Origin of the sequence: Mucilaginibacter sediminis (assembly GCF_051903035.1) — a bacterium.
In the GTDB taxonomy this organism is placed as follows: domain Bacteria; phylum Bacteroidota; class Bacteroidia; order Sphingobacteriales; family Sphingobacteriaceae; genus Mucilaginibacter.
Window position 1 is genome coordinate 6,178,992 of sequence record NZ_CP170602.1, and the last position, 23,462, is coordinate 6,202,453.

Below are 23,462 nucleotides of genomic sequence, written 5' to 3' on the forward strand. Positions count from 1 at the left end.
CGCAAGGGGCACATATTAATGCTAATTGAAAAAAGTACGTTAACCGGCTTGCCTGGAGTGTTTTTTGCAGGCAATATTCTAACCGGCGTACCGGTTCAACATTTGGAGGTTGTTTAAGGCATTGCCCATGGTGTTGTTAAAATAAGCATAAACCGTTTTGCCGTCTGCCAGCCATTCTTTTACATATTGTGCATATTCATATAAAAAGTCATCGGCATAGCTGCCGCGGTATCCCCCATCGGGGCCATGAAACCGCAGGTAAACTACATCATCATGAACAGTTATCAACGGGCTGGCAGATGCCGGCATATCATGCAATACCATGCCCATATTATACCGCGCCAGCAGTTCATATATATCGTCACGATACCAACTCCGGTGTCTGAATTCAACTGCCACCTTCCATTCACAGCCCGGGTCGTTTAGCCGGATTGTGCTGATTAACCGCTCAAGCGCATGCAGGTTATTTACCTGTATACTGGCCGGGAACTGTACCAGCAGGCAACCTTTTTTATCACCTGCCTGGCCAACTGCCTGCATAAAACGTTCCACATCTTCGGGGTTAAAAGCCAGGTTTTTGTTATGCGTTATCTCGCGCCACAATTTATAGGTAAACTTAAAGTGATAGGGCACTTCGGCAGCCCATTTGGCAACGGTTTTACCAATAGGTAGTTTATAAAACGAACTGTTAATCTCTATAGAGTTGAACAAAGTAGCATAAAATCCTAACCTGCTCAGATGTCCCAATTCCGGCGGAAAATCGCGTTTGGGGATCGGGATTTGCAAACCGCTTATACCAGCGTAAAATAAATTATCGTTATCCACCCAATTATAATAGGAACCGCAGCCCAATTGTTTTATTCAGCACTATCATTCCAATAACTATTCAGCCCCTTTTCCAGGGCAAACGCATCTAATTGGGTTAACATAACTTAACATATTTTGGATATTTTTTTACATAAATATATAATAATCAGTATTTTGTATTTTGGCACGGTTAACACTAAATTGATCTCGCAATTTAGGCGTATCCAAATAAAAATAAGGTATCGTTTGATGCTTATATCTTCCCAACGCTATAAGCTTATTCCCTTAGCTATTATTAAACAACAGCTTATCGTAGTTAACTATTTAGATGCGTTTGCCCTGGCCCCCTTTCATCTCTAACTTTTTACCCGTTCGCCTTTTACCTTTCACCTCACCCCAACTGCAGCAATTGCTTAATATCTTCAGGTGTTGTTTTACAGCAGCCGCCAATAATTTTGGCGCCTGCCAAATACCAGCTTTTTGCCCCGTCATAAAAATGAGTATCGCTTGTGTTAGCCGGCAGCCAGCATTTATTCACAGCATCCCAAACTTCGCCCTTGTTTGGATAAACCAGGATATACTTACTGGTATTCGTGGCCGCTATCTTTACTAATGAAGCTATATGCTGTGGCGCGGTGCAGTTAACACCAACCGCTACTACCTGTGCCGATTGATTTAACAATTTTACAGCATCGGCAAAATCTTCCCCGCTGCTCAGGTGGCTTTCATCTTTACAGCTGAAACTGATCCAGGCTTGTACGCCGGGAAACTCCGCTAACAATTCCTGCAACGCAACGGCCTCATCTATACACGGAATGGTTTCGCATGCCAGTACATCTGCCCCGGTTTCTATTAATACCTGCATCCGGCGGCGGTGAAACGCTTTCAAATCTTCAATGCCTACACCGTAATTGCCCCGATACTCTGATCCATCGGCCAATGACGCCCCATAAGGCCCTATCGAAGCCGCTACCAATGGCCTTTCACGGCTGGGGAACACTTTCATAGCATCATCGCGTGCATCAAAAGCCAATTGTACACTCAGCTGCATCAAGCCGATAGCTTCTTCGGTTGTATATCCGTGCTTTGCAAAACCTTCAAAGCTGGCCTGGTAGCTGGCGGTTGTTATGACATCGGCGCCTGCCATTAAATAATCATAGTGTACCTGCCTAATCAGCTCCGGGTTCTCGTTTAACAATTTTGCCGACCATAAACTATGATTAAGATCAGCGCCCCTCGCCTCCAGCTCAGTTGCCATTGCGCCATCAAGAACAACCAAGCCTTTTTTTTGAATAAAATTATCGAAGATGTTTTTCATGCCTAAAATTCCGGGCTGCAATGTAGCAATTGTATGTGTTCCAGTTTAAAACTTGCTATTTAAATTTAGGAAAATGTATCCTGCGGCGAAACAATAATCCTTTATCAAAGCACTCACATATTGCCGGTTTCTTAAAAACCGGGCGAGGCCTAAGCCCACCCGTATCATGCCCTGTCTGCCTCTGTACCCGGTTTTTGAAGCATCCCAGTTATTTTACCACCTTAATTTTAGTGACGATGATATAATTGTATGTAGCAAAAATGCCCGTATCTTTTTTGTAATTTAAATTAACGTTTATCGGGAACCGGGTATTTTCATTAATTCCCAATTGCGCCAGCGAGGAGTTGATATGATAATAGGAAGGTGGATTTTTTGCGGTATCGTTTTTAATGGTGATCAGTAAGCCACCACATAAAGGCGAAGGGCACATACGAAGGTCGTAGCCTGTTAAAACCCCATTGCTTTGATACGGGGTTTCGTTATTCTTTTTACAGGATGCAAATAGCAATCCTAAACAAAAGATGATGGCAAGCAATTTCATGATTAGTTTTAGTATTAATACGGATTTAGTATCCGCAGCGATACAGACTATTAAAAATAATTCAAAACCAGTACTTTATCTGCAAATATCAACGAAATAACTTATATTGGTGTTTGTATTTAATTTAGTACTACATCAACCTTATTGCCTGTAAATGACATCTACCCAAACCAATGCCACATGGCCCTTATGGCGACGGATAGCCTTCCGCTTTTTTTTCATTTACCTTACCCTGCAGATAGCGCCGCTGGCCTGGCTGGCCGAAATCCCGGGAGTTGGCAAGTTATTGTCTTTTTACTATTCCTTTGTTGATTGGGCTGTAACTACATCTAACAAGCTATTTTTTCATGTCCGAGAGGTTTTGGTGCAACCCAACGGCAGCGGCGATACATCATGGGCCTGGGCGCAACTGTGGGCAATATTATGCGTAGCGCTCATTGGCTGTCTGCTGTGGTCGGTAATTGACCGTAAGCGAGCCAGTTACACCCATCTTAACTACTGGCTTTGCCTGGCAGCCCGTTATTACCTTGCTTTTTTTGCCTTAAGCTACGGTATACTTAAAATATACGCCTTGCAAATGCCGTTTCCAAATCTGCATCAGCTAGCTACCCCGTTAGGCGATTTGCTGCCCATGCGTTTATCGTGGATGTTTATCGGTTACTCCAAAACCTACCAGGTATTTTCGGGCGTTATGGAAACCTCGATTGGCTTGCTGCTGCTAAACCGCCGTACAGCAACCCTCGGCGTATTTATGGCGGCCGGCGTATTTGGCAATGTAATGATGCTTAACCTGAGTTATGATATCCCGGTTAAGCTATTTTCTATGGAACTTACTTTGGTGAGTTTGTTTTTACTGGCTAACGAGGCAGGTCGGCTTTATTACTTTTTTGTACTCAATAAGCCGGCGCCAGTTGCCGATGCCTATCATTTTAGATACACCAAAAAATGGATGCGCTGTGGTAGGATTGTATTCAAATGTATATTTATAATACTGGCAGTTTTTATGCAAATTATAAATAACTGGCAATACTACCACGAAACAAATGCAGCACCGGCTAAGCAGTCGCTAAAAAACGGTGTATACGAAGTTTTCATTTACTCGGTAAATAATAAGGAGGTTCCTTTATCCATTGCAGATACTTTACGATGGCATGACTTGATTTTAGAAAATGGCACCGGCAGTATCAAAACTGCCGACACCGCCTTCAGGCAGCGCTATAAACGGGGGTATTTTGCCTACACTACCGATGAGGCAAAACATATTTTAAAAATAAAAAAAATGGCCGGTGACAGCTTATGGATGGCCAGTTTCAGGTATGAACAGCCTGATAGCACAACCATAAAGTTATTGGGCAAATTGCATAATGATAGCCTGTATGTAGTACTGAAACGGACAAACCGTCACTTCCAGCTGGCCGAACGGCAGTTCCACTGGCTAAGCGAGCGCAACAGGTAATTGTGAGATCTGTTGTCTGAGGACTGTGGTGTGTGGTCTGTAGGACGTGTAGTGCGGGCCGAACTTTTACCTTGGAGAACTTCCGATCTCAGAACACAGACCCCTGACCTCACACATCAGGCCACTGACCCCAATTGTAACAACTTTAGTGTTTAAATCTGTAGCTATCAAACAATTAATCAACATCCGCGCTTTGTATGATAAAATAGTTAGCAATGACTAAATGGAGTAAAGTAGTATTAAAAGTGTTAGGGTCATTGATAGGTGTTGTAATCATCGCGTTTGCAGGCGTTTCCATGTACATCATCTTCAACAAAGAAAAGGTGTTAAAAATGATGACCGCCGAACTCAACAAAAACCTTAATGGTACGCTTACCATTGGTAAACTCGATCCTGCATTTTTCAAGGGCTTCCCCGGTGTTTCGGTAAGCCTCAAGGATGTGGTTATAAAAGATAAGCAATGGCCGGTACACCGCCATACCCTGTTAGATGCCAAAAACTTCGATGTATCTGTAAATGCCGCGGCTTTACTGCATGGCAGCGTGGAAATCAATAAAATAGATATCAGCAATGCTGTTATTGATTTGTTTACCGATAGCTCAGGGTACAGCAACACCGCCGTTTTTAAAAACAAACCAACGGATTCTGTTAAAATAGAGAAAAACACCAGCCCCTCTACCCAGATCAAACGCTTTGGTTTAACCAATGTGAATTTTACCGTTGACGACCGCAAGGCCTTCAAGTTATTTAAGTTTGAGGTACAGGATGTTGATGGCCGCATGCAGTGGCCTGTTACCGGCTGGCACGCCTTCATCAGCCTGAAAACAATGGTTAAAAGCTTTTCTTTTAACACCAGGAAAGGTAGCTTTATGAAAGATAAACTACTCACCGGCGATTTTGATATCAGCTACCATCAACCATCAAAACAAATTACAGTTGTCCCTAAGGTTTTAAATATCGGTAGTGATGCCTTTACTATAGGCGGTAAATTTGACCTGGGCAAGCCGAACGTGAATTTTGCGCTTAACATTGCCAACGATAAAATTTTGTGGACAGATGCATCCAACCTGCTGGCGCCCAACATTACCAAAAGCCTTAAAATGTTTAATATTGATGCCCCGATAGCCGTAACTTGTAAAATTGCAGGCACTTTTGGCGGCGGGGGCGATCCATCCATATTTGTTACTGCCCGGATAAGCGATAATATTGTTACCATGCCGGGTGTTACGATTGAAAACTGCAGCTTTAGCGGGGTGTTTTCTAATAATTATATTAATGGCAGGGGACTTAATGATGATAACTCCGTTATCAAACTCTATCATTTTAACGGTACCTATAAAAAGGTGCCATTTACCATTGATACGGCTTTTATAAATAACCTGAATACCCCGGTGGCCACGGGCATTTTTAAAGCGAATTTTGATATCGCAAAACTAAACGGCGCCATTGGCGACGATGACCTGCGCTTTACCAAGGGTTATGCCGATCTTAAGCTGGCCTACAAAGCCGACCTGGTTAATTATAGAATCTCGAAACCGCAGTTAGGCGGTACTATCAATATAAAAAATGCCAATGTAAGTTACCTGCCCCGTAACCTCAACTTTAAAAACAGCGCCATCACTATCAAGTTTGCAGGTAACGATTTGCTGCTGAATAACATCCGCATGCAATCGGGCCAAAGCATTGTTTACATGGATGGCCGGATGAACAATTTTTTAAACCTGTACTATACCGCTCCCGAAAAAATAGTACTTAAGTGGCAGGTGCATAGCCCACAATTGCATTTGGCCGAATTCCTGGGCTTTTTAAACCGGGCCGAACCGATTGAAAAGGTCAAAACCAGGAGCAAAAAAAACAACATGAACGATGCCTTAAGTATAGCATTTGAAAAAGGCAGGGCCGAGATCCACCTGCAGGTTGACAAAGTATATTATAAAAACTTTTTGGCCACCGATGCCACTGCCGACTTTTTAATGGCCGATAACAGCATCAAGGTTAGTAATTTGAGCGTTAAACATGTAGGCGGCTCATTAAAACTCAATGGTAATTTTGTGCAAAATGGCAAGGTTAATGATTTTACCATTAATACTAAAGTTGATAACGTAAATACCAGTAACTTTTTCCTGGCGTTTAACAACTTTGGGATGAATAGTTTTACATCAAAAAACCTAAGCGGGTTTTTATCGGCACAGGCTCACCTCACCGGCAAAATAAATGGTGCCGGCGACATTGTGCCCGGCAGCCTGAAAGGCCTAACAACAGTTGATTTAAAAGAAGGCGCATTACTTAACTTTAAACCCATTACAAGCGTAGGTAAATTTGCTTTTCCGTTCAGGGATTTAAAGAATATCCGCTTTCAAACGCTTAATATGAAGTTTGATATTGATGGCGATAAAATAAACATCAGTCCCATGCAAATTAATTCAAGTGCTATTAACATGAATGTAGCCGGCGTTTACTCACTATCAAGGGGCACAAATATAGCATTGGATATACCTTTGCGTAACCCAAAAGGTGATACGGCAATAATAGACGCAACCGAACGTAATAAAAAGCGTATGAAAGGAATAGTATTGCACATTTTAGCCGCCGATGGCGATGATGGCAAAATAAAAATCAAGTGGAACAAAAACCACGATAAAGACAAAAAAGATGACAAAAAAACAGAAAATACCGATGAAAAAACGGGCTACTGACAATTATAAAAACGGCACGATATGTGCCTCATTTATAACAAATAAAATAGATGTATTTTTGACACAATAATAGCAATTGAATGCGTATCTTTGTGAATCCATTTAAGAGAGATCACGATTGATTATACACTTACCGGTAACTGCAACATATTTCAATACGGTAAACACCGCGCATCCTACTGCAATAGTATCAAAAAGCCAACCCCTGCATCATCAGTATCCCGGGTTCAGAAAAAATTTAGGAGCACCGTTAAATGATCATATTTTTATAAGCAGGTTAAACCAACCGTGTGTTTTCTTATCGGACATATAATTAGCTGAAATAAATCTATTCAATAAAAATGAGACAACTCAAAATATCCCAATCCATTACCAATCGTGAATCTCAGTCACTTGAAAAATACCTTCACGAGATAGGTAAAGTAGATTTAATATCTGCCCAGGAAGAAGTGATCCTGGCGCAAAAGATCCGTGAGGGCGACCAGGCCGCATTAGAGCGTTTGACAAAAACAAACCTTCGTTTTGTGGTATCTGTGGCAAAGCAATACCAAAACCAGGGTTTAACCCTGGGCGATTTAATTAACGAAGGTAACTTAGGTTTAATTAAAGCGGCTAAACGTTTTGACGAAACAAAAGGCTTTAAATTCATTTCATACGCAGTATGGTGGATTCGCCAATCTATATTATCTGCCGTTGCCGAGCAATCACGTATTGTGCGTTTACCATTGAACCAAATTGGTTCATTAAGCAAAATTCATAAAGCAGCTTCAAAATTAGAGCAGGAATTTGAAAGACAACCAACACCGGAAGAACTGGCCGAGGACCTTGAAATATCTGTTGATAAAATTGCCGATTCACTAAGCAATGCAGGCCGCCAAGTATCTATGGACGCTCCGTTTATACAGGGCGAAGAAAATACCTTGCTTGATGTTTTGCAAAGCACCGATGCAGCAACCGATACCGAACTGATGATGGATTCATTATCACAAGAGATCAAACGCTCATTAGGTATCCTTGCCGAGCGCGATCGTGAGGTTATTATCCTTTTCTTTGGTTTAGGTGGTTATGCCGCCCATTCGTTAGAAGAAATTGGCGAGAAATTTAACCTTACCCGCGAGCGTGTGCGCCAGTTAAAAGATAAAGCGTTGATGCGTTTACGCCACAACTCAAAATCAAATCTTTTACAATCGTATTTGAACTAAACGATTTAGCAGATTATAAGGAACGCGAATGATGAAAATTGTTCGCGTTTTTTTTGTGATTACCTTTATGTCATTGCGAGGAGGAACGACGTGGCAATCTCGTCGCCAATGCAGTTCGATATGCAGATTCACCAGGCAATGGCGACGAGATTGCCGCGCTACGCTCGCAATGACATGACATAGTACAAAAAAAGCATCTGCCCTTTTTAGAACAGATGCTTGTACGATTATGATAATAGTTTATTTATTAACCTACTTTTACATTTACCGCATTTAAGCCTTTTTTACCTTGTTCTACATCGTAGGTAACGCTATCGTTTTCACGGATAGTGTCGATAAGGCCTGAGGCATGTACAAAAACTTCGGCACCACCATTTGTTGGTACGATAAATCCGAATCCTTTGCTTTCATTGAAAAATTTTACTGTTCCTTGCATTATATTTTTATTTAATTAGGCGAATGTACAGTTAAATAATTAACAATCTGTTATAAATAAGGCAATTAAAGTTTTATCGCGTAAAAAAAAATCAAATAACAAAGGCCCCGGGATTACCGCGGGGCCTTTATTATTAGCATGTTAGCCTGCTATTAGTGTGTTAAAGCAGCGCTGCTGTACACATGATACTCGCCTGGCGCAAGTGTTACCGGCATGGTTGCCGAGGTAACATTTAGCGTTGCCCCCGTTAATGCATCGGTATAAGCGCCGGTTGACGGGAAGGTAATGTTGGCAGTTTGCGTTGCCACATCAAAATTTCCTAAAACCTCCACATTGACGCCGGCATCCTTTAACTGGATGCTTTTTACAGCGCCCGACAGGCCGTACACAAAATTGGTACTGGCAAATACTGCGTTCTTTTTACGCAGGTTAATCATGGCCGAATAAACTTTATACAATTGTATACGCTGCGCCTGGGTAAAATAGTTCCACAAAATGGGTTTATTGCTGGTGCGCCCCCCGTTGGAGTCGATAGATTGATCGTAGCCTAACTCGCCAAACTGCCATAACATTTTAGGGCCGGGCACCGAAAACAGGAACGCAGCAGCCATTTCTTCGCGTTTCAGACCGGTTGTAATATCCTTAACATTATAACCGCCCGATGCGTTTCCGTAGCTTTCATTTTTAAACATCAGGCGTTCCTCGTCGTGACTTTCAAAATAGCCTACCAATTGGTATGGCAGGGTAAAGGTATGCTGATCATAAAATATTCCCTGGAAATTTGAATTAGTTAGCCATCCCATGGTAGCTTCATTGGCATTATAATTCAAATTGTTCCACAACATCATGCCCTCGCCGGCCAGTTCCTTTTCTTCCTGGTTAGCCGCAAAGTGTTCCAATATCACATAAAAGTTATTATTGTCGATGCTTTTAATGTAGCTATTGTAGTCTTTCCAGATAGCTACGCGGCTGGCGTCATACTGGCTCCAGGCGGTAACTGCAGCATCGCCGCTGGTACCATAATTAACCTGGGTAAATCCCTTGGAAAGATCGAACCGGAAACCATCTATCTTATACTCCTGCATCCAGAATTTGATCACGTTTTTTACAAAATATTTGGTAGCAGCGCTTTCATGATTAAACTGGTACCCTACGTTGTATGGGTGTGTAGGGTCTACATTGTACCAGGGATTGTTTGCTGCCGGCTTGCCAGCGGCGGTATTAAAATACATTTGCACCATTGGCGATTGACCAAACGAATGATTTAACACCATATCCTGGATAACCGCAATACCTCTGGAGTGGCATTCGTCGATAAATGCTTTTAAGGCATTCTTAGTGCCATAATATTTATCGGGAGCGAAGTAAAACGAAGGGTTATATCCCCATGAAAGGTTGCCTTCAAATTCATTTATAGGCATCAGTTCAATGGCATTTACACCAAGTTTGGCCAGGTAGTTTAATGAATCTTTTAAGGTTTGATAATTGTGATTGGTTACAAAATCGCGCAGCAATAATTCATATATCACCAGGTTCTTTTTTTCCGGCCGTACAAAGTTTGGCACCTTCCAGCTATAAGCGGGCTGGTTGGCCTGCATCACACTTACATTTCCTGTTGTTTTGCCGGTTGGGTAAGCTTTTAAACCAGGATAAGTAAGGGCATCTATATAGCTGTCATTATTAGGATCGAGCATTTTTTGGGTGTACGGATCGGCCACTTTAAGTGTGCCGTCAATCAGGTACTGGTAGGCATACTCGATGTTTGGATCAAGGTTGTCAATCTGAATCCACCAGTTTTTGCCATCGGGTGTGTGGTTCATCGCATATTTGGCATCGGCTGTCCAGTTATTGAAATCGCCAATAACGCTTACAGATGTTTTTGATGGCGCGTATAAATTTAAAATAACCGACTTGCCCGAGTTGATGTAAGTAACTCCATCAACAGCGCCCGAAGGCAGCGCTTTCCCTCCCGGTACCACTGTTGTGGTATCTCCGGGAACGTTCCCGGAATTATCTCCGGAAGAAGGCTTCTTGCATGAAGTAGATCCAATCACCAAAAAGGTGACCAGCAAAAAGTAAACATTTTTGATTATCATATATTTTGTGTTTATAAAATTGGCCGTATAAAAGTAACCTGAATTTTCTATTTTAAGTATAACAACACCTAAAATAAATTTCTCAAAAATAGCAACTGGGGTTATGCTATGAAAACCAAGCGTTTACAAAAGTATATAATTAGGTTTTAAGAAACAATAGGCGCTGCCATTTTCAGATAACCGGATATAGTGGGTGAAAATCTGTGCAACATACCGGACGATTATAACCCTAACCTTGACAGAGGTGACGAAGCATGAATATTTTTAAATAAACCTGTCAATCCACAAAAATTATACTTAGCATTGTGCTTATTTAGAATCATTCTTGAAAAGAACATTCGCCATAGTATTGCTTAATCATGCCAGGTTATACGCCTATACTATCAATTTAAACTTATGAACAATTTTTATAAAATAACCCTATTTATACTATCCATCATGGCATCCGGCTATGCCCAGGCGCAAAAGAGCACCAGGGATACCCTGCACCTGGATAGTGTGATTATTAAAGAAAGCAGAGCAAAATACCTGTCCAATGTGCAGGGTACTTATATTTTTGCAGGTAAGCGTACGCATTTAATTTACCCTGATGCTGGTAAAATTACCCTGGTCAATAACTCCGCCCGAATGCTGTTTGCCAAAGTACCCGGCCTTAGTGTTTGGGAAATGGATGGCGCCGGTTTGCAATTAAATATAGGCAGCAGGGGGACCGATCCGCACCGGTCTATCGAGATGAACATGCGGCAAAACGGATACAATACCAACTCCGACGCATTTGGGTACCCGGAAAACCATTACAATGTACCCTTCCAGGCCATTGGCGAAGTGCAGTTTGTACGGGGTTCGGCCGCTTTACAGTTTGGCCCGCAGTTTGGCGGTATGGTAAACTATAAAATTAAAGAGGGCGACAGCACCAAAGTTTTTGGTTTTGAGAGCGAACAAACCGCCGGTTCAAATAACTTTTTTAACTCCTACAATGCCATTGGCGGTAAAGTTGACAAACTGAGCTACTATGCCTTTTACTCAACCCGCCGGGGCGACGGCTGGCGGCCTAATGCGGCTTTTGATTACCACTCGTACTATGCCAATATCAAATACCAGTTTAATAGCAAGGGCAGCATAGCATTGCAGTTTTCACGATCAGATTATGTGCAGCAAATAGCTGGCGGCTTAACAGATGCTCAATTTGCGGCTGATAACCGGCAATCATTCAGGGCCAGGAACTTTTTTAACCCCGAAATTAATATCCCGGCTTTGTTATTCAATTACGCGTTTAACAGCAATACCCGGTTAGAGATTACATCGCATGTGGTATTTGGCCAGCGTAACAGTGTGCAGTTTATCAATACGCCTAACATTAAAGATACCGTTAATGCCGGCCTGAAAACATTTAACCCACGCCAGGTAGATAGGGATTATTATGCAGGCTTTACCACCGAAGCACGTTTACTGCATATCTACAAATTGGGCAATCTTAAAAGCACCTTTACCACCGGGGTAAGATATTTTGAAGAAACCACCAAACGCAAGCAAAAAGGTGTAGGCACCATCGCCTCCGATTTCGATTTAACGCTGGTTAAACCTTATGGAATAGATTTAAGGCTCCACTCTATCAATTATGCAGCCTTCGCCGAGAACATTTTCCAGGTTACACCACAATTTACCATAACACCGGGAGTACGGTACGAAGTCATCAAATCTACAACATCGGGCGTTATCAGCAATGCAACCTTCCCCATTGGCTATAAAGGGAACCGCAACTTCCCGCTATTTGGCACGGGGTTACAGTACCAGTTCGGGAATGGCAGCCAGCTATACGGCAATATATCGCAGGCTTACCGTCCCTACCTGTATGCGGCCGTTACTCCTGCTGATAACCTGACAGTGATTGACCCTAACATTAAAGATAGCCGGGGATATGACATAGATATGGGTTACCGCGGCAACGTAGGTGCTATACTTAGTTTTGATATTAATGGCTTTTATGTACGCTACAACAATAGGGCAGGAACGCTCACCCAAACCGACGCCCAAAATGTAAGCCATTTGTATTTAACTAATATTGGCAATGGTGTGGCCAAGGGGATCGAGGCTTATACGGAAGTATCATTACTCCGTTCGTTTAATGCCCGTGCCGGCAGCGATATCCGTTTGTTTAATTCACTGGCTTATACGCACGGGCGCTACATCACCGGGGCAATTAACCAGGCAGGTAAAAACATCAGCCTGGCCGGTAACCACCTTGAAAATGTGCCCGACTGGATAAACCGTACCGGCCTTACTTTTTTAAGCGGTCCTGTGAGCAGTACCCTGCAGCTGAGTTATACCAGTAAAAGCTACAGCGATGCCAATAATACGGTATTCAACTCAACCGGTGCTACTGGGATAGTACCCGCTTATCATGTGGCCGACTGGGCGTTCAACTACCGGTTTTTTAAAAACTACCATATCAGCGCAGGCATCAATAATTTGTTTAATGCCCAATATTATACACGCCGTATTAACATGTACCCCGGGCCGGGCATTTTGCCGGCAGATGGCCGCACATTTTATGTAGGCTTTGGAATTAAGCTTTAAATAAAAAAGGCCTTCCGAGACTGTGGAAGGCCGTTTGGGCTTTATTGTTTTACAAACTATTCTAAGTGTTTTTTTACTGTCCTGGTTAGTTCGGTTAAATCGAAAGGCTTTTTAAGGTAGCCGTTAGCACTGCCCGCTTTGGTAATTTCTTCAATATTGTTTACTGCAGATATCATGACAACCGGTATATGACTTGTGGCTGGGTCGCTTTTAAGGCCCTTGCTTATTTCCTGGCCGCTGGCATCGCTTTTCCAATCAGTAAGCCAGTTATCCAGCAGAATAAGGTCCGGGTTTATCTCTAAAAGCTTTTTAAGGATCCGGGCATTGTCCGAGGCCACAACTTCGTAACCTTCCTCTTCCAGAACGTACGCTATGGTATCCCTGATGTCTTTATCATCTTCGATCACTAAAATTTTCTTAGCCATAAGGTATTGATAGTTAAGACCGAATATAGTTAACTTTAATTAAAAATTATAAAATTTTCCTATAATTCATTTAAAATTAAACAGGACCGGTGCTATAATAACAAACAGAATACCTTTTGTTTTGGCAATTTGGCTTATACCCCAAAAAAACTTTAGGCTATAAATTACCTTAGCTATTATAACAAATGCGGCAGCGAGGTTCGTAGCTTTCTTTTTCGCCCAAAAGGATTCGGGCGTTATCGGGTACAAGGCGATAGGAATACAAAGCGGGGTTGCCGCATTGCACACAAACGGCATGCAGTTTGGTAACCGATTCGGCAATGGCCATAATGGCTGGCATGGGGCCAAAAGGGCGGCCCTTAAAATCCATGTCCAACCCGGCAACTATTACGCGGATGCCTTTATTAGCCAGTATATTGCAAACCTCGGGTAATTGGTCGTCAAAAAATTGCGCTTCGTCTATCCCTATCACGTGGGCATCATTGGTGAGCAACAATATAGCCGATGCACTATCAACAGGTGTTGAGCTAAACCTGTTGGCATTGTGCGAAACGATGGCATCGTCGCTGTAACGTGTATCTGATTTTGGGCTAAATATCTCTACTTTTAGTTTAGCAATTCGTGCACGGTTTAGCCTGCGGATAAGCTCTTCGGTTTTGCCCGAAAACATCGATCCGCATACCAGTTCAATACTGCCATCTGATTCACTTTTACGCCTAAAAACATCTTCGTGGTAAACCATTCTTTAAATAAAAACCTAAATATTAAACTCTAAATCCTAAGTCCCAAACGCTAAATCTCAAAAACCTGGTGTGATTGCCAAATCTCGATATTAAAACCTTGCCTCCTTAACCCGAAAAGAAAAAAACGGAAGATGTAAAACAAAGCAACTGATATTCATATTGTAACTAGAGCATACAACGTGTATGGTATAGCACGGCGCCAAATATCAGAATTTTATCCTATTTTTGGTAAGCATTTTCCCAACATTGAAGCCATGAAGCAAATGGATATTTTTAAAAAGATTGGTGGTATTTTACAAGAGCTTAATGACCAATATGATTACCTGAAAGCCGAAAACAGCGATTTGAATGAACTTGAACTGGAGCTTTTTGTAGCTAATGCCCATTTTTTAAAAGATCATGCCGAAATACTGCGCAAAATACATGAGCGCAAAACCACGCCAGCCGATAAACCGGAACTGGCTATAATTAAGCCGGAGCCTGCAATTGAAAAGCCCAGGCCCGTGGTTATAGCCACACCGGTAACAAAGCAAGAGCCATTACACGAACGTCGCTTTTTTGAACCTATGGTTCAGCAGAAACCGGTGGTTGAAACCAGGCTGGAATTGACCAATGAAGCCGAACCTCCCGCTCACGTACCCTATAACCCGGTTAAACCCGAAATAGAGCTGCCTGCCCCTGCTAACGAAGAACCAACCCCGGTAATTAACCTGGAGGCAGATAGCACCGAAGATCCCTATACATTTGAAAGCGAGGGTTCAGAAACTCCGGAACAAGAAATAGTGTTGGATGAAGCCGGTGAACCAGAGGAAGAAGTAAAACCATTGGAATTCGTTACCCTGGCCAAGCCGGTGATTGAAAAACCAGCACCCGCGCCACTACCAGACCTATTTAAACCGATGGTGGCTAAAGTTGAACCTGTAAAAGAAGAGGCTGATAAAGTACTCACCTTTAATCAAAAAATATCGGCGCAAATAGCAGAGCGGGACAAAAACCTGCCGACAGCAGCTAATGCACTGCCCATTACCGACCTAAAATCGGCCATAAACCTGAATGATAAACTACTTTATATTAAAGACTTGTTTAACGGTTACAGCCTGGCCTACAGCGAAGCTATTGAAATAGTAAACCGCTTTAATACCTATGAAGAAGCCGAGCGCTTTTTGAAAACTAATTACGTTGCCAAAAACAACTGGGAAGGTAAAGCCGCAACCGCAGAGAAGTTTTATAACTTGCTGAGGAGACGGTATCCTGCTGTTTAGTCGATGAATAATGACCACAACTAAATGACCAAATTTAAGGATACCGACATGCAAGCCATTATAGGCTGGATATTGCGCGCAGGCGTATTAATATCCATGAGCGTTGTTTTTATTGGGGGAGTGTTGTACCTGTACAGGCACGGGCAAACCCGGGTAGACTATAGCACCTTTAAAGGTGTGCCCGATTTTGTGGGGAGCATTGGGGGAATTTTGCATGGTATTTTCACCGGCCGTGGCCGTGCCATTATTCAGGCCGGTATTATATTGTTAATAGCTACCCCCATTATACGGGTGGTGTTTTCGGCCATTGGTTTTGTAATTGAAAAGGATTACCTGTACCTGGGCATCACCATGCTGGTGTTGCTGATTATCGTGGCCAGCATGCTGAGCGGGCATGCAGGATAAAAGTATTTAAAACCTTTTTATCTTTTGCGCATTGTATTAACTATAAAGTATTATGCAAAAGCAAGTTATGCAAAGGCAGTCGGTACAGTCATCGGCACTAAATAGCGCCGGCTATGATCCCTCTTCAAAAATATTAGAACTCGAATTTAGGGACAGCGGAGGGGTATGGCAATATTTTGGCGTTTCAAATGCTTCGTTCAAAAAATTCATGGGTGCCGAATCATTAGGGCATTTTTTTGTTACCCAGATAAAGGGTAAATATCCGGAGATCCGGATCAGGTAAACTCAATTTGCAACTCCAAAATATATAATTCTAAGCCCGGGTCTCTGTTTTTTACCCTTGACTTCGGGTTTTCGACTGAATACTATCCTCCATTTCACTGTTAACACAACATTACCTTAATTACCGGTACGGCGCTGCTCATCATCGCTACCTGTATTGTGTTTAGTGGCCGATTTAACCGATGTTTTACCAAAACGATACGAAAATCCAATTCGCACTATCCGGGTTTCTTTTTTATTGTATTCCGATAGATCGATGTTTTGGTACATGGCATGATTGCCGTCGCGGTCAGTATTAAAAACATCATTTAAATTTATTTTAATACTTGCGCGTTTGTTAAAAATACTTTTGCTGATGCCGGCATTAACCGCATAGCTTTGTTTAAGTTGGTTTACACCGTATAAAGTTGGCGATTCGTACCTGCCGGTAATTTCGGCAGCTATGGTGCTGCTAATTGCAAAGGTTTGGGTGCTGTTAAAAATAATGTCCTGCGATGCTTTATTAAAACTGCCATTAACCGGGTAAGCCTTGTAGCGTATATATGATGCATCTAAATTAAAATTTGCCGACCACCATTTGGTAAATTGTACAGGCGCGTAAAATGATATTCCGTATACGTAAATATGGCCAAAGTTTTTACGCTCGGTTATATTAACCTTGGTGGTATCGTTTTGCCGGTAAACCGGAAAATCGTATGCATCATTGGTTTGGTTGTAATATAACGTAGTGATAAAGGTATCGTTGTAAGTATGCGATAGCTGGATGGTATTGGTATACTCGGGTTTTAAATTTTTATTGCCCGACCGGTAATCGTACGGATCGGTGTAATATAAAAACGGGTTGATGTCCTGGTAATCGGGCCGGTGGATGCCGCGGTTGAAACTTATGCCGAAGACGTTTTTGGGGTTGTAAGTATAACTTACCTGTGTTTGCGGAAACAGGTCAAAATAGTTATATGAAGTGGTTGTCCGTGTGCTGCTTATCGAACTTCCTTTTGAATTGGTGTTTTCGGCCCGCAAACCGGCCGTAATATCCCACTTGCCAACTTTGTTAATGTAATTAATATATCCTGCGCTTACTTTTTCGACATACAAAAAACGGTTGCTAAAATCAGGATCAGCTTTATAAACATTGCCAACCCTGGGCCCAAATGTAAGGTTGTTATCGCTTTTGGCATAGTTGTATTTTGCACCTGCCTCAATGCGCGAAGTTTTGGTAAGCGGGTTTACGTAGTCGGCTTTAAACGTCCAGATGTGGATGCCGGAGGGCGAAATATTTTGCAATTGCTGGGCATCCCGGTAATTGCTGCCACCGGGCGTGTAAAAATTGTTGGTAATAAACTCATTGGAGTGGCGGCTATAAGTAGAGTAGGTAGCATCGGCCGAAAGGCTTTTGCCGCTTTTATCCAGTTCGGCGTTATAATTGATATTATAATTTAAAAAGCTGCTGCCCCTGTCAAGGTTGGATTGTGAAATGATGATAGAATCCAGCTTATTTTGATTGGATATTTTTAAAGTATTATCTTTTATAAATTTACTATCGGTTACTATACCGCCCACCAAAAAACCAATACTTTGCCCTGGCGACAACGAATAATCGAGCCCGGCTTTAAAATTGTGGTTTTGTGTTTTTTGGATATTATGATAGGCTACATTGTAGTTACTTAAGGTGTCGTGGTAGCTGATATTCCTGTCGGTGTTAATGATGCGCGTAGTTTTATTATCATCAAAAGTATAATTGCCAAATACGTTAACCTTTGTCGTCCGGTTATTGAAAACAATGCCGGCCCTGCCTTTGGCATATTTGCCATATCCGGCCCCGGCAGTTAAAGTACCGTTGGTTCCTACATTTTTTCCCTTTTTTAGCACAATGTTGATAATGCCGCCACCCGATGCATCATACTTTGCCGATCCACTATTGATGATTTCTATCTGATCGATGGTGCTGCTTTGCATGCTGCGTAACAGGTTGTTAAGGTCGTCGCCGGTTAAATTAGTGGCGCGGCCATCAATGGTAATAAGGGCGGGTTGCCTGCCGGTAATGCTTAATGATTCTTTATCGCCCCCCACATGTACACCCGGCGACTGGCGCAGCACCTCGTAGGCCGAATTGCCATCGGCCAGGATACTGTTTTGTACATTAAGCACAATTTTGCCCGGCTTAACCTGTATGTATGGCCTGCGGGCTATTACGGTTACATCCTTAAGTTGGGTGCTGGTTTGTTTGAGGGTAATGGGTGGCGCTCCAAATATTTGCCCGGCAACTAAACTAAATGGCCCTGCATAAACTTTAGCGCTGCCTATCTGGCTTGCCAAAATAATGTAACTGCCAGGTTTTATATTGGTTAGCTGGTAAGACCCTGTTTTATCGGCCAGGGTTGATTTAATGATGGCAGAATCGGCCGCCAGCATGAGCACAACAGTGGCTGCCTCGGCAGGGCTGTTGGCTTCTGTCAAAACTTTACCCTGAATTACCGAAGATTTTGTTTGTGCAAAAGAACCATAGCACATTCCGGTAAGGATTGCAAAAAAAATGCCTCCGAATAAAACCTTCATTAATAGTTGATGTAGAAATTTGCGATAAAGTAACGTTTAGAAAATGTATCGCAATATAACACAAAATACTAAACTGATAATATCATTATAATTTGTTTTTCATGATATATTAATATTGGCGTTGCCAGCCCTGCTATTTATGATTTGTGTATAATGCTGCAAGTGTTCATAACAATGCTTTATCAAAATAAATATAGTAAATCAATAAAAAGGAAACCGATACGATTTTTCTTAATTTCGCATCAAACCGGCAATAGCCCTTTTTGAATATCATAACATGAAGAAAGTTAGTTTTTTAGTATTGCTGCTTTGTTTTGCAGGCCGCATATTTGCACAAACAGAACCTGCAAATTATAAAGTTGCGCTTAACAGGTTTATACATTTGTATAACACCAACCAGCCCGATAGCATTTTCAACTACTTTAGCCCCGAAATGAAAACCAGCCTGCCGCTTGAAAGTTTTAAAACCACCACGCTGCAGTTAAAAGCGCAAATGGGGAGCCTTGATCGTACCGATTTTGTAAAGTTTGCAAGCCCGATAGCTTCATACAAAGCAGCGTTTAGCAAAGGGACCTATTTATTAAATATAGCGTTAAATGATAAAAACCAGTTTACAGGTTTGTTTTTAAAGCCGTTTGAAGGCGTACCTGCCGATGTAACAGCTTCAACTACCAGTAGTCCTGCTGTTACATTTGCGATGGATCCATCTGTTGAAGAGACACCTGTATTGGTGAAAAATCTTGCCGGCAGCATATCGGGCACTTTAACTATGCCCAAAAACGTAACCGGGAAAATACCTGTAGTAATTATTATTGCCGGATCGGGCCCTACAGACAGGGATGGCAACAGCCCCAAATTGGGCCTGGCCACAAACGCCTATAAAATGATTGCTAATGAATTGGGAAAAAGCGGTATAGCGTCCCTGCGGTATGATAAACGCCTGGTAGGTAAAAGTGTAAGTTCGACCACAGAAGACCAGCTGCGTTTTGAAGATTATGTGGAAGACGGCGTAAACCTGATTAATTTTTTAACAGAGGATGAGCGTTTTTCGAGGATCATTATACTGGGGCATAGCGAGGGCTCGTTGGTGGGTATGCTATCGTCAATAGACCAGCCGGTTAAAGGATTTATATCCGTTGCCGGTGCCGGCGATTCGGCTGATAATATTCTTACCGAGCAAATGAAATCCCAGCCAACCCATATCTCGGAAGGTTTCAAGCGGATGCTCGACAGTTTAAAAAAAGGTAAAACAACCGATAATATCGACCCCTCCCTTTACTTTATAGCAAGGCCGGGCATTCAAAAATACCTGATGTCGTGGTTTAGGTACGATCCTACCAGGGCCATCAAAAGGCTTAAAATTCCGATACTGATAGTGCAAGGCACTACAGATCTACAGGTAAAAGTATCCAATGCAGAAAAACTGAAGAAAGCCAAATCAGATGCTGTGTTGGATATCATCCCCGAGATGAACCATGTTTTAAAAGAAGCGCCGGCCGATAAGGATAAAAATCTGGCCACTTACAAAGACCCTGATTTGCCCCTCAAACCCGAATTTATAAAGTCGGTTATCAGTTTTGTAAAGAGGGTGAGGTAAGCGCCTCACCTAAATCCTCTCCAAAGGAGAGGACTTTAAAAATGAATAGCCAAAATTCAACCTTTCGTTCCCCCTTCAGGGGGTTAGGGGGCTTCACCACGCGCCCAGCAATCTCCTGATTACAATAATCTCTGCCACGTGGTAAGCCATATGATCGGCTGCTTGCAAAGCTTCGCGTAATATGTTTTGTCCGTCGCCATGAGGGATTTTGGTAAACAAATTGCCGGTTTTAACAAGGTTTATCAACTCATCAAGGTCTTTGTCAATCTGTTTTACCGATTTTTCCCATGTCTCGTCGCTTTCCGGCCCGGTTTCTTTTGGCCAGTAACCTTCCGGCCATCTTGGCGATTGGTGGCTGCCATCTTTACAAAACTCCAGCATATCCCATTGGGCAATCCGGATATGCTCTAATAGTTGCCAGATGCTATACGGGAGTTTATCAGGTTTTACACTCCTTAACGCTTTGGGCAAATTTTGTAATGCTTTTTTTATGTCGGCATGCGCATTGCCGCCTTGCAACAGATGAACTACCTCATCTATCAATATTTCATGATCATTATTCATCATATCCAAGGTAACAAAATAGTTCACGGTTTGATTTATTCGGCTTAAATGTTTTAAGTTTATGCGGCATTTTAATTCAATCATCCCGTGATCAAAAACGTTTTATTAAAAATAACACTGGCCGTTGTACTTTTCATGGTGGCTTTAACCGGTTGCAAAAAAGAAAGCGCCGGCCGGGGGCCCGATTTCGCTAAAGACGATGCGGCTTTCACCGTTTATGAAAACTCGTTCCTCGAAAATTTATGGAAGCTAAACCCCGATTGGGCAACAACTGCCGGATACCATAAATACGATAGCTTACTATATATCCCTAACGATCAAAGCCGCGATAAAATGCTTGATTTTGCCAAAGTGCAAATGGACTCCCTGAGCCGCTTTGATGTAAATACACTTAACGAAGGTAACCGCATTGATTACAACATGATGCAAAATCAGTTGGATTATGCACAGTGGCAGATAAAGCAATTAAAAAGCTACGAGTGGGATCCATCATCCTATAATGTAATCAGCACATTTGCTTATATCCTTAACGAGCACTATGCGCCGCTGCCAAAGCGCCTGCGCAATTTTTACCAGCGGATGCTAAACGTGCCCCTGTTTTATAAAGATGCCGAAAAGCAGATTAAAAACCCCGTGACCGAACTGGTGAGCCTGGCCATTGAACAAAACCTGGGCGGATTGGATGTGATAGGAAAAGATTTTGCCGATTCGCTGCAAAAAACCACTATCCCCAAGGCCGAACAAAAGCTGATGGTTGACAGGGCCGCGGTTACCGTTAAAGCGATAAAGGATTACGTCGAATGGCTGAAGAATTTAAAAAACGAACATCCCCGCAACTTTAGGCTGGGGCGGGAACTGTACGAAGATAAATTTAAGTACGAGATTGTGGCAGCCAAAACCGCGCAGCAGGTTTACAATACTGCTGTACAGCGTAAAAAATATGTTCATCAGCAAATGGCCAAAATAAGCAGGCAGCTATGGCCAAAATATTTTGGTAAAAAGGCGATACCTGCTGATAGCCTTGAAATGATAAGCCAGATGATAGATACCCTATCTGGAAATCATGTTAAACCGGATGATTTCCAATCGGCCATTGTGCAGCTGATCCCGAAGCTGAATAATTTTGTGCGGACAAAAGACTTGTTAACACTTGATGCAACAAAGCCGCTCATCATCCGCAAGGAGCCTGGCTATATGGCCGGTGTTGCCGGCGCGTCCATGAGCGGGCCCGGTCCATATGATAAAGATGGTAATTCGTACTATAATGTGGGTAGCCTTTCGGGCTGGCCTAAAGAAAAGGCGGAGAGCTACCTGCGCGAGTATAACCAATACATCATCCAGATATTGAGCATTCATGAAGCCGTTCCTGGTCATTATGTACAGGGGGTGTATGCCAACAGGTCGCCAAGTATTATAAAAGCGGTATTTGGCAACGGCGCAATGCAGGAAGGCTGGGCCGTATATGCAGAAGAAATGATGCTGAACGCCGGTTATGGTAACAATGAGCCCGAAATGTTGCTCATGTGGTACAAATGGAACCTGCGATCGGTATGTAATACTATTTTAGATTATAGCGTACACAGTGGCAACATGACTAAAGAGCAGGCTATTAAAATGCTCACCACCGAAGCTTTTCAGCAACAGGCCGAAGCTGATGGCAAGTGGAAGCGTGTAACCGTGAGTAGCGTACAGCTCACCAGCTACTACACCGGCTATAAAGAAATTACCGATTTGAGGGACGCCTACAAAGAAAAAATGGGCGATAAGTACAAGCTAAAAGAGTTTAACGAGAAATTTTTAAGCTACGGCAGCGCACCGGTAAAATTTATAAAGGATGCCATGCTGGCCAAGCAGCCAGCGAAGAAGGAATAAGGAATAAGGATACTCTGTTTATGGCTAATGGAGTTGCAGTGATTAATTGGAACCATTGAGGCCGAAGAAACTAAATTCTGTTAATTTTAAAATCCTGAAAATTCTGATTCAGACAAAAGCGTTAGGGATAGAAGCCGATACCGGCAAACGTGCTTAAGGCTGTGCAGTATGAGCGTATAGCCCGGCCGAAGGCAACGCCATAAACATGGTCGAAAAAAAAGATAGCCCATGAACAATAAATTCCCATGGACTATGAACCATGAGCCATTATCCATGAACTATCAAAGTCTTTGTTACCTGTTTTACTTAGGATGCGTAATGGTTTTTTATTTGGTTGGCCAGTTGAGCCATAACATTGGCGCCTAACTTTCCGCGGCTGCAAACCACATCGCTGCGGTTTTTGTCAAAATTAATTTCTGCAATAACTTTACCCTGGTCAACCACGCGGAACTTTCCTGCTTCGTTGGGTAAAACAGCTACCGCGCGCTCATCATTTTTAAAATTGATTAACACGTGGAACTGATGCTGTGGTATAAATGCTATTTGCTGTAACATAAATGCCTCCTTTCGGTCTTGAAATGCCTGAAAAATTAAAGTCAAATTGGTTACTATAAAGTTAACGAAATT

At 42.5% G+C, this 23,462-nt stretch carries 19 protein-coding genes; 9 read left to right on the top strand and 10 right to left on the bottom strand.

Annotated features, from left to right (window positions below; translation table 11 throughout):
- Positions 1 to 78 precede the first annotated feature (78 nt).
- The 3 genes from ACFGVS_RS25555 to ACFGVS_RS25565 form a co-directional block, all read right to left on the bottom strand.
- Positions 79 to 825, bottom strand: a complete 747-nt coding sequence (locus ACFGVS_RS25555) for a DUF72 domain-containing protein (protein WP_439696083.1) — start codon at positions 823 to 825, stop codon at positions 79 to 81.
- A 373-nt stretch (positions 826 to 1,198) separates the two neighbouring features.
- Positions 1,199 to 2,125 (bottom strand): homocysteine S-methyltransferase, encoded by a 927-nt coding sequence (gene mmuM, locus ACFGVS_RS25560; protein ID WP_439696084.1) that lies wholly within the window; start codon positions 2,123 to 2,125, stop codon positions 1,199 to 1,201.
- 208 nt (positions 2,126 to 2,333) lie between these two features.
- A complete protein-coding gene (locus ACFGVS_RS25565; RefSeq protein WP_439696085.1) occupies positions 2,334 to 2,666 on the bottom strand; it encodes a hypothetical protein in 333 nt (110 codons plus the stop codon).
- A 154-nt stretch (positions 2,667 to 2,820) separates the two neighbouring features.
- Between ACFGVS_RS25565 and ACFGVS_RS25570 the strand changes: the two genes are divergently transcribed.
- The 3 genes from ACFGVS_RS25570 (at position 2,821) to ACFGVS_RS25580 (ending at position 8,020) form a co-directional block, all read left to right on the top strand.
- The gene (locus ACFGVS_RS25570) at positions 2,821 to 4,122 is read left to right on the top strand and encodes a hypothetical protein (protein ID WP_439696086.1); all 1,302 of its coding nucleotides are present in this window, start codon (positions 2,821 to 2,823) and stop codon (positions 4,120 to 4,122) included.
- Positions 4,123 to 4,337: 215 nt separating this feature from the next.
- Entirely contained in the window at positions 4,338 to 6,818 is a 2,481-nt protein-coding gene (locus tag ACFGVS_RS25575; RefSeq protein ID WP_439696087.1) for an AsmA family protein, read from the top strand.
- 341 nt (positions 6,819 to 7,159) lie between these two features.
- Positions 7,160 to 8,020, top strand: a complete 861-nt coding sequence (locus tag ACFGVS_RS25580) for a sigma-70 family RNA polymerase sigma factor (RefSeq protein ID WP_090652399.1) — start codon at positions 7,160 to 7,162, stop codon at positions 8,018 to 8,020.
- A gap of 247 nt (positions 8,021 to 8,267) precedes the next feature.
- Here the strand turns inward: ACFGVS_RS25580 and ACFGVS_RS25585 are convergent, their stop codons facing one another.
- The gene (locus ACFGVS_RS25585; protein WP_090652398.1) at positions 8,268 to 8,459 is read right to left on the bottom strand and encodes a cold-shock protein; all 192 of its coding nucleotides are present in this window, start codon (positions 8,457 to 8,459) and stop codon (positions 8,268 to 8,270) included.
- A 149-nt stretch (positions 8,460 to 8,608) separates the two neighbouring features.
- Entirely contained in the window at positions 8,609 to 10,552 is a 1,944-nt protein-coding gene (locus ACFGVS_RS25590) for an alpha-amylase family glycosyl hydrolase (RefSeq protein WP_439696088.1), read from the bottom strand.
- Between the two features lie 396 nt (positions 10,553 to 10,948).
- Between ACFGVS_RS25590 and ACFGVS_RS25595 the strand changes: the two genes are divergently transcribed.
- Positions 10,949 to 13,129, top strand: a complete 2,181-nt coding sequence (locus ACFGVS_RS25595; RefSeq protein WP_439696090.1) for a TonB-dependent receptor family protein — start codon at positions 10,949 to 10,951, stop codon at positions 13,127 to 13,129.
- 56 nt (positions 13,130 to 13,185) lie between these two features.
- On the opposite strand, the gene ACFGVS_RS25600 is transcribed toward ACFGVS_RS25595, so the two are convergent.
- Both ACFGVS_RS25600 and ACFGVS_RS25605 read right to left on the bottom strand, forming a co-directional pair.
- Complete coding sequence (locus ACFGVS_RS25600; RefSeq protein ID WP_090652395.1) at positions 13,186 to 13,554, bottom strand: response regulator; 369 nt, start codon at positions 13,552 to 13,554, stop codon at positions 13,186 to 13,188.
- 169 nt (positions 13,555 to 13,723) lie between these two features.
- Positions 13,724 to 14,296, bottom strand: a complete 573-nt coding sequence (locus ACFGVS_RS25605) for a thymidine kinase (RefSeq protein WP_439696092.1) — start codon at positions 14,294 to 14,296, stop codon at positions 13,724 to 13,726.
- Between the two features lie 255 nt (positions 14,297 to 14,551).
- Here ACFGVS_RS25605 and ACFGVS_RS25610 point away from each other — a divergent pair, with 255 nt between their 5' ends.
- From ACFGVS_RS25610 to ACFGVS_RS25620, 3 genes are read left to right on the top strand one after another with little or no spacing between them, the layout of a single operon-like run.
- Complete coding sequence (locus ACFGVS_RS25610; protein WP_439696094.1) at positions 14,552 to 15,559, top strand: hypothetical protein; 1,008 nt, start codon at positions 14,552 to 14,554, stop codon at positions 15,557 to 15,559.
- Between the two features lie 24 nt (positions 15,560 to 15,583).
- Complete coding sequence (locus ACFGVS_RS25615; protein WP_439696096.1) at positions 15,584 to 15,964, top strand: DUF1634 domain-containing protein; 381 nt, start codon at positions 15,584 to 15,586, stop codon at positions 15,962 to 15,964.
- Between the two features lie 52 nt (positions 15,965 to 16,016).
- Positions 16,017 to 16,247 carry a KTSC domain-containing protein gene (locus ACFGVS_RS25620; RefSeq protein WP_274209691.1) on the top strand — a complete coding sequence of 77 codons (231 nt, stop codon included), beginning with the start codon at positions 16,017 to 16,019 and terminating at the stop codon, positions 16,245 to 16,247.
- A 116-nt stretch (positions 16,248 to 16,363) separates the two neighbouring features.
- Here ACFGVS_RS25620 and ACFGVS_RS25625 read toward each other — a convergent pair whose 3' ends face one another.
- Positions 16,364 to 18,802: a TonB-dependent receptor domain-containing protein gene (locus tag ACFGVS_RS25625; RefSeq protein ID WP_439696097.1), complete on the bottom strand. Its 2,439-nt coding sequence runs from the start codon at positions 18,800 to 18,802 to the stop codon at positions 16,364 to 16,366.
- Positions 18,803 to 19,079: 277 nt separating this feature from the next.
- Here ACFGVS_RS25625 and ACFGVS_RS25630 point away from each other — a divergent pair, with 277 nt between their 5' ends.
- Positions 19,080 to 20,399 carry a serine aminopeptidase domain-containing protein gene (locus ACFGVS_RS25630; protein ID WP_439696099.1) on the top strand — a complete coding sequence of 440 codons (1,320 nt, stop codon included), beginning with the start codon at positions 19,080 to 19,082 and terminating at the stop codon, positions 20,397 to 20,399.
- Between the two features lie 93 nt (positions 20,400 to 20,492).
- On the opposite strand, the gene ACFGVS_RS25635 is transcribed toward ACFGVS_RS25630, so the two are convergent.
- Positions 20,493 to 20,990: a DinB family protein gene (locus ACFGVS_RS25635; RefSeq protein ID WP_439696100.1), complete on the bottom strand. Its 498-nt coding sequence runs from the start codon at positions 20,988 to 20,990 to the stop codon at positions 20,493 to 20,495.
- 60 nt (positions 20,991 to 21,050) lie between these two features.
- On the opposite strand from ACFGVS_RS25635, the gene ACFGVS_RS25640 reads away from it, so the two are divergent.
- On the top strand, positions 21,051 to 22,835 hold the full coding sequence (locus ACFGVS_RS25640) for a DUF885 domain-containing protein (RefSeq protein ID WP_439696102.1): 1,785 nt from the start codon (positions 21,051 to 21,053) through the stop codon (positions 22,833 to 22,835).
- A gap of 306 nt (positions 22,836 to 23,141) precedes the next feature.
- Here the strand turns inward: ACFGVS_RS25640 and ACFGVS_RS25645 are convergent, their stop codons facing one another.
- Positions 23,142 to 23,390 carry a hypothetical protein gene (locus ACFGVS_RS25645; RefSeq protein WP_090652387.1) on the bottom strand — a complete coding sequence of 83 codons (249 nt, stop codon included), beginning with the start codon at positions 23,388 to 23,390 and terminating at the stop codon, positions 23,142 to 23,144.
- Positions 23,391 to 23,462 lie beyond the last annotated feature (72 nt).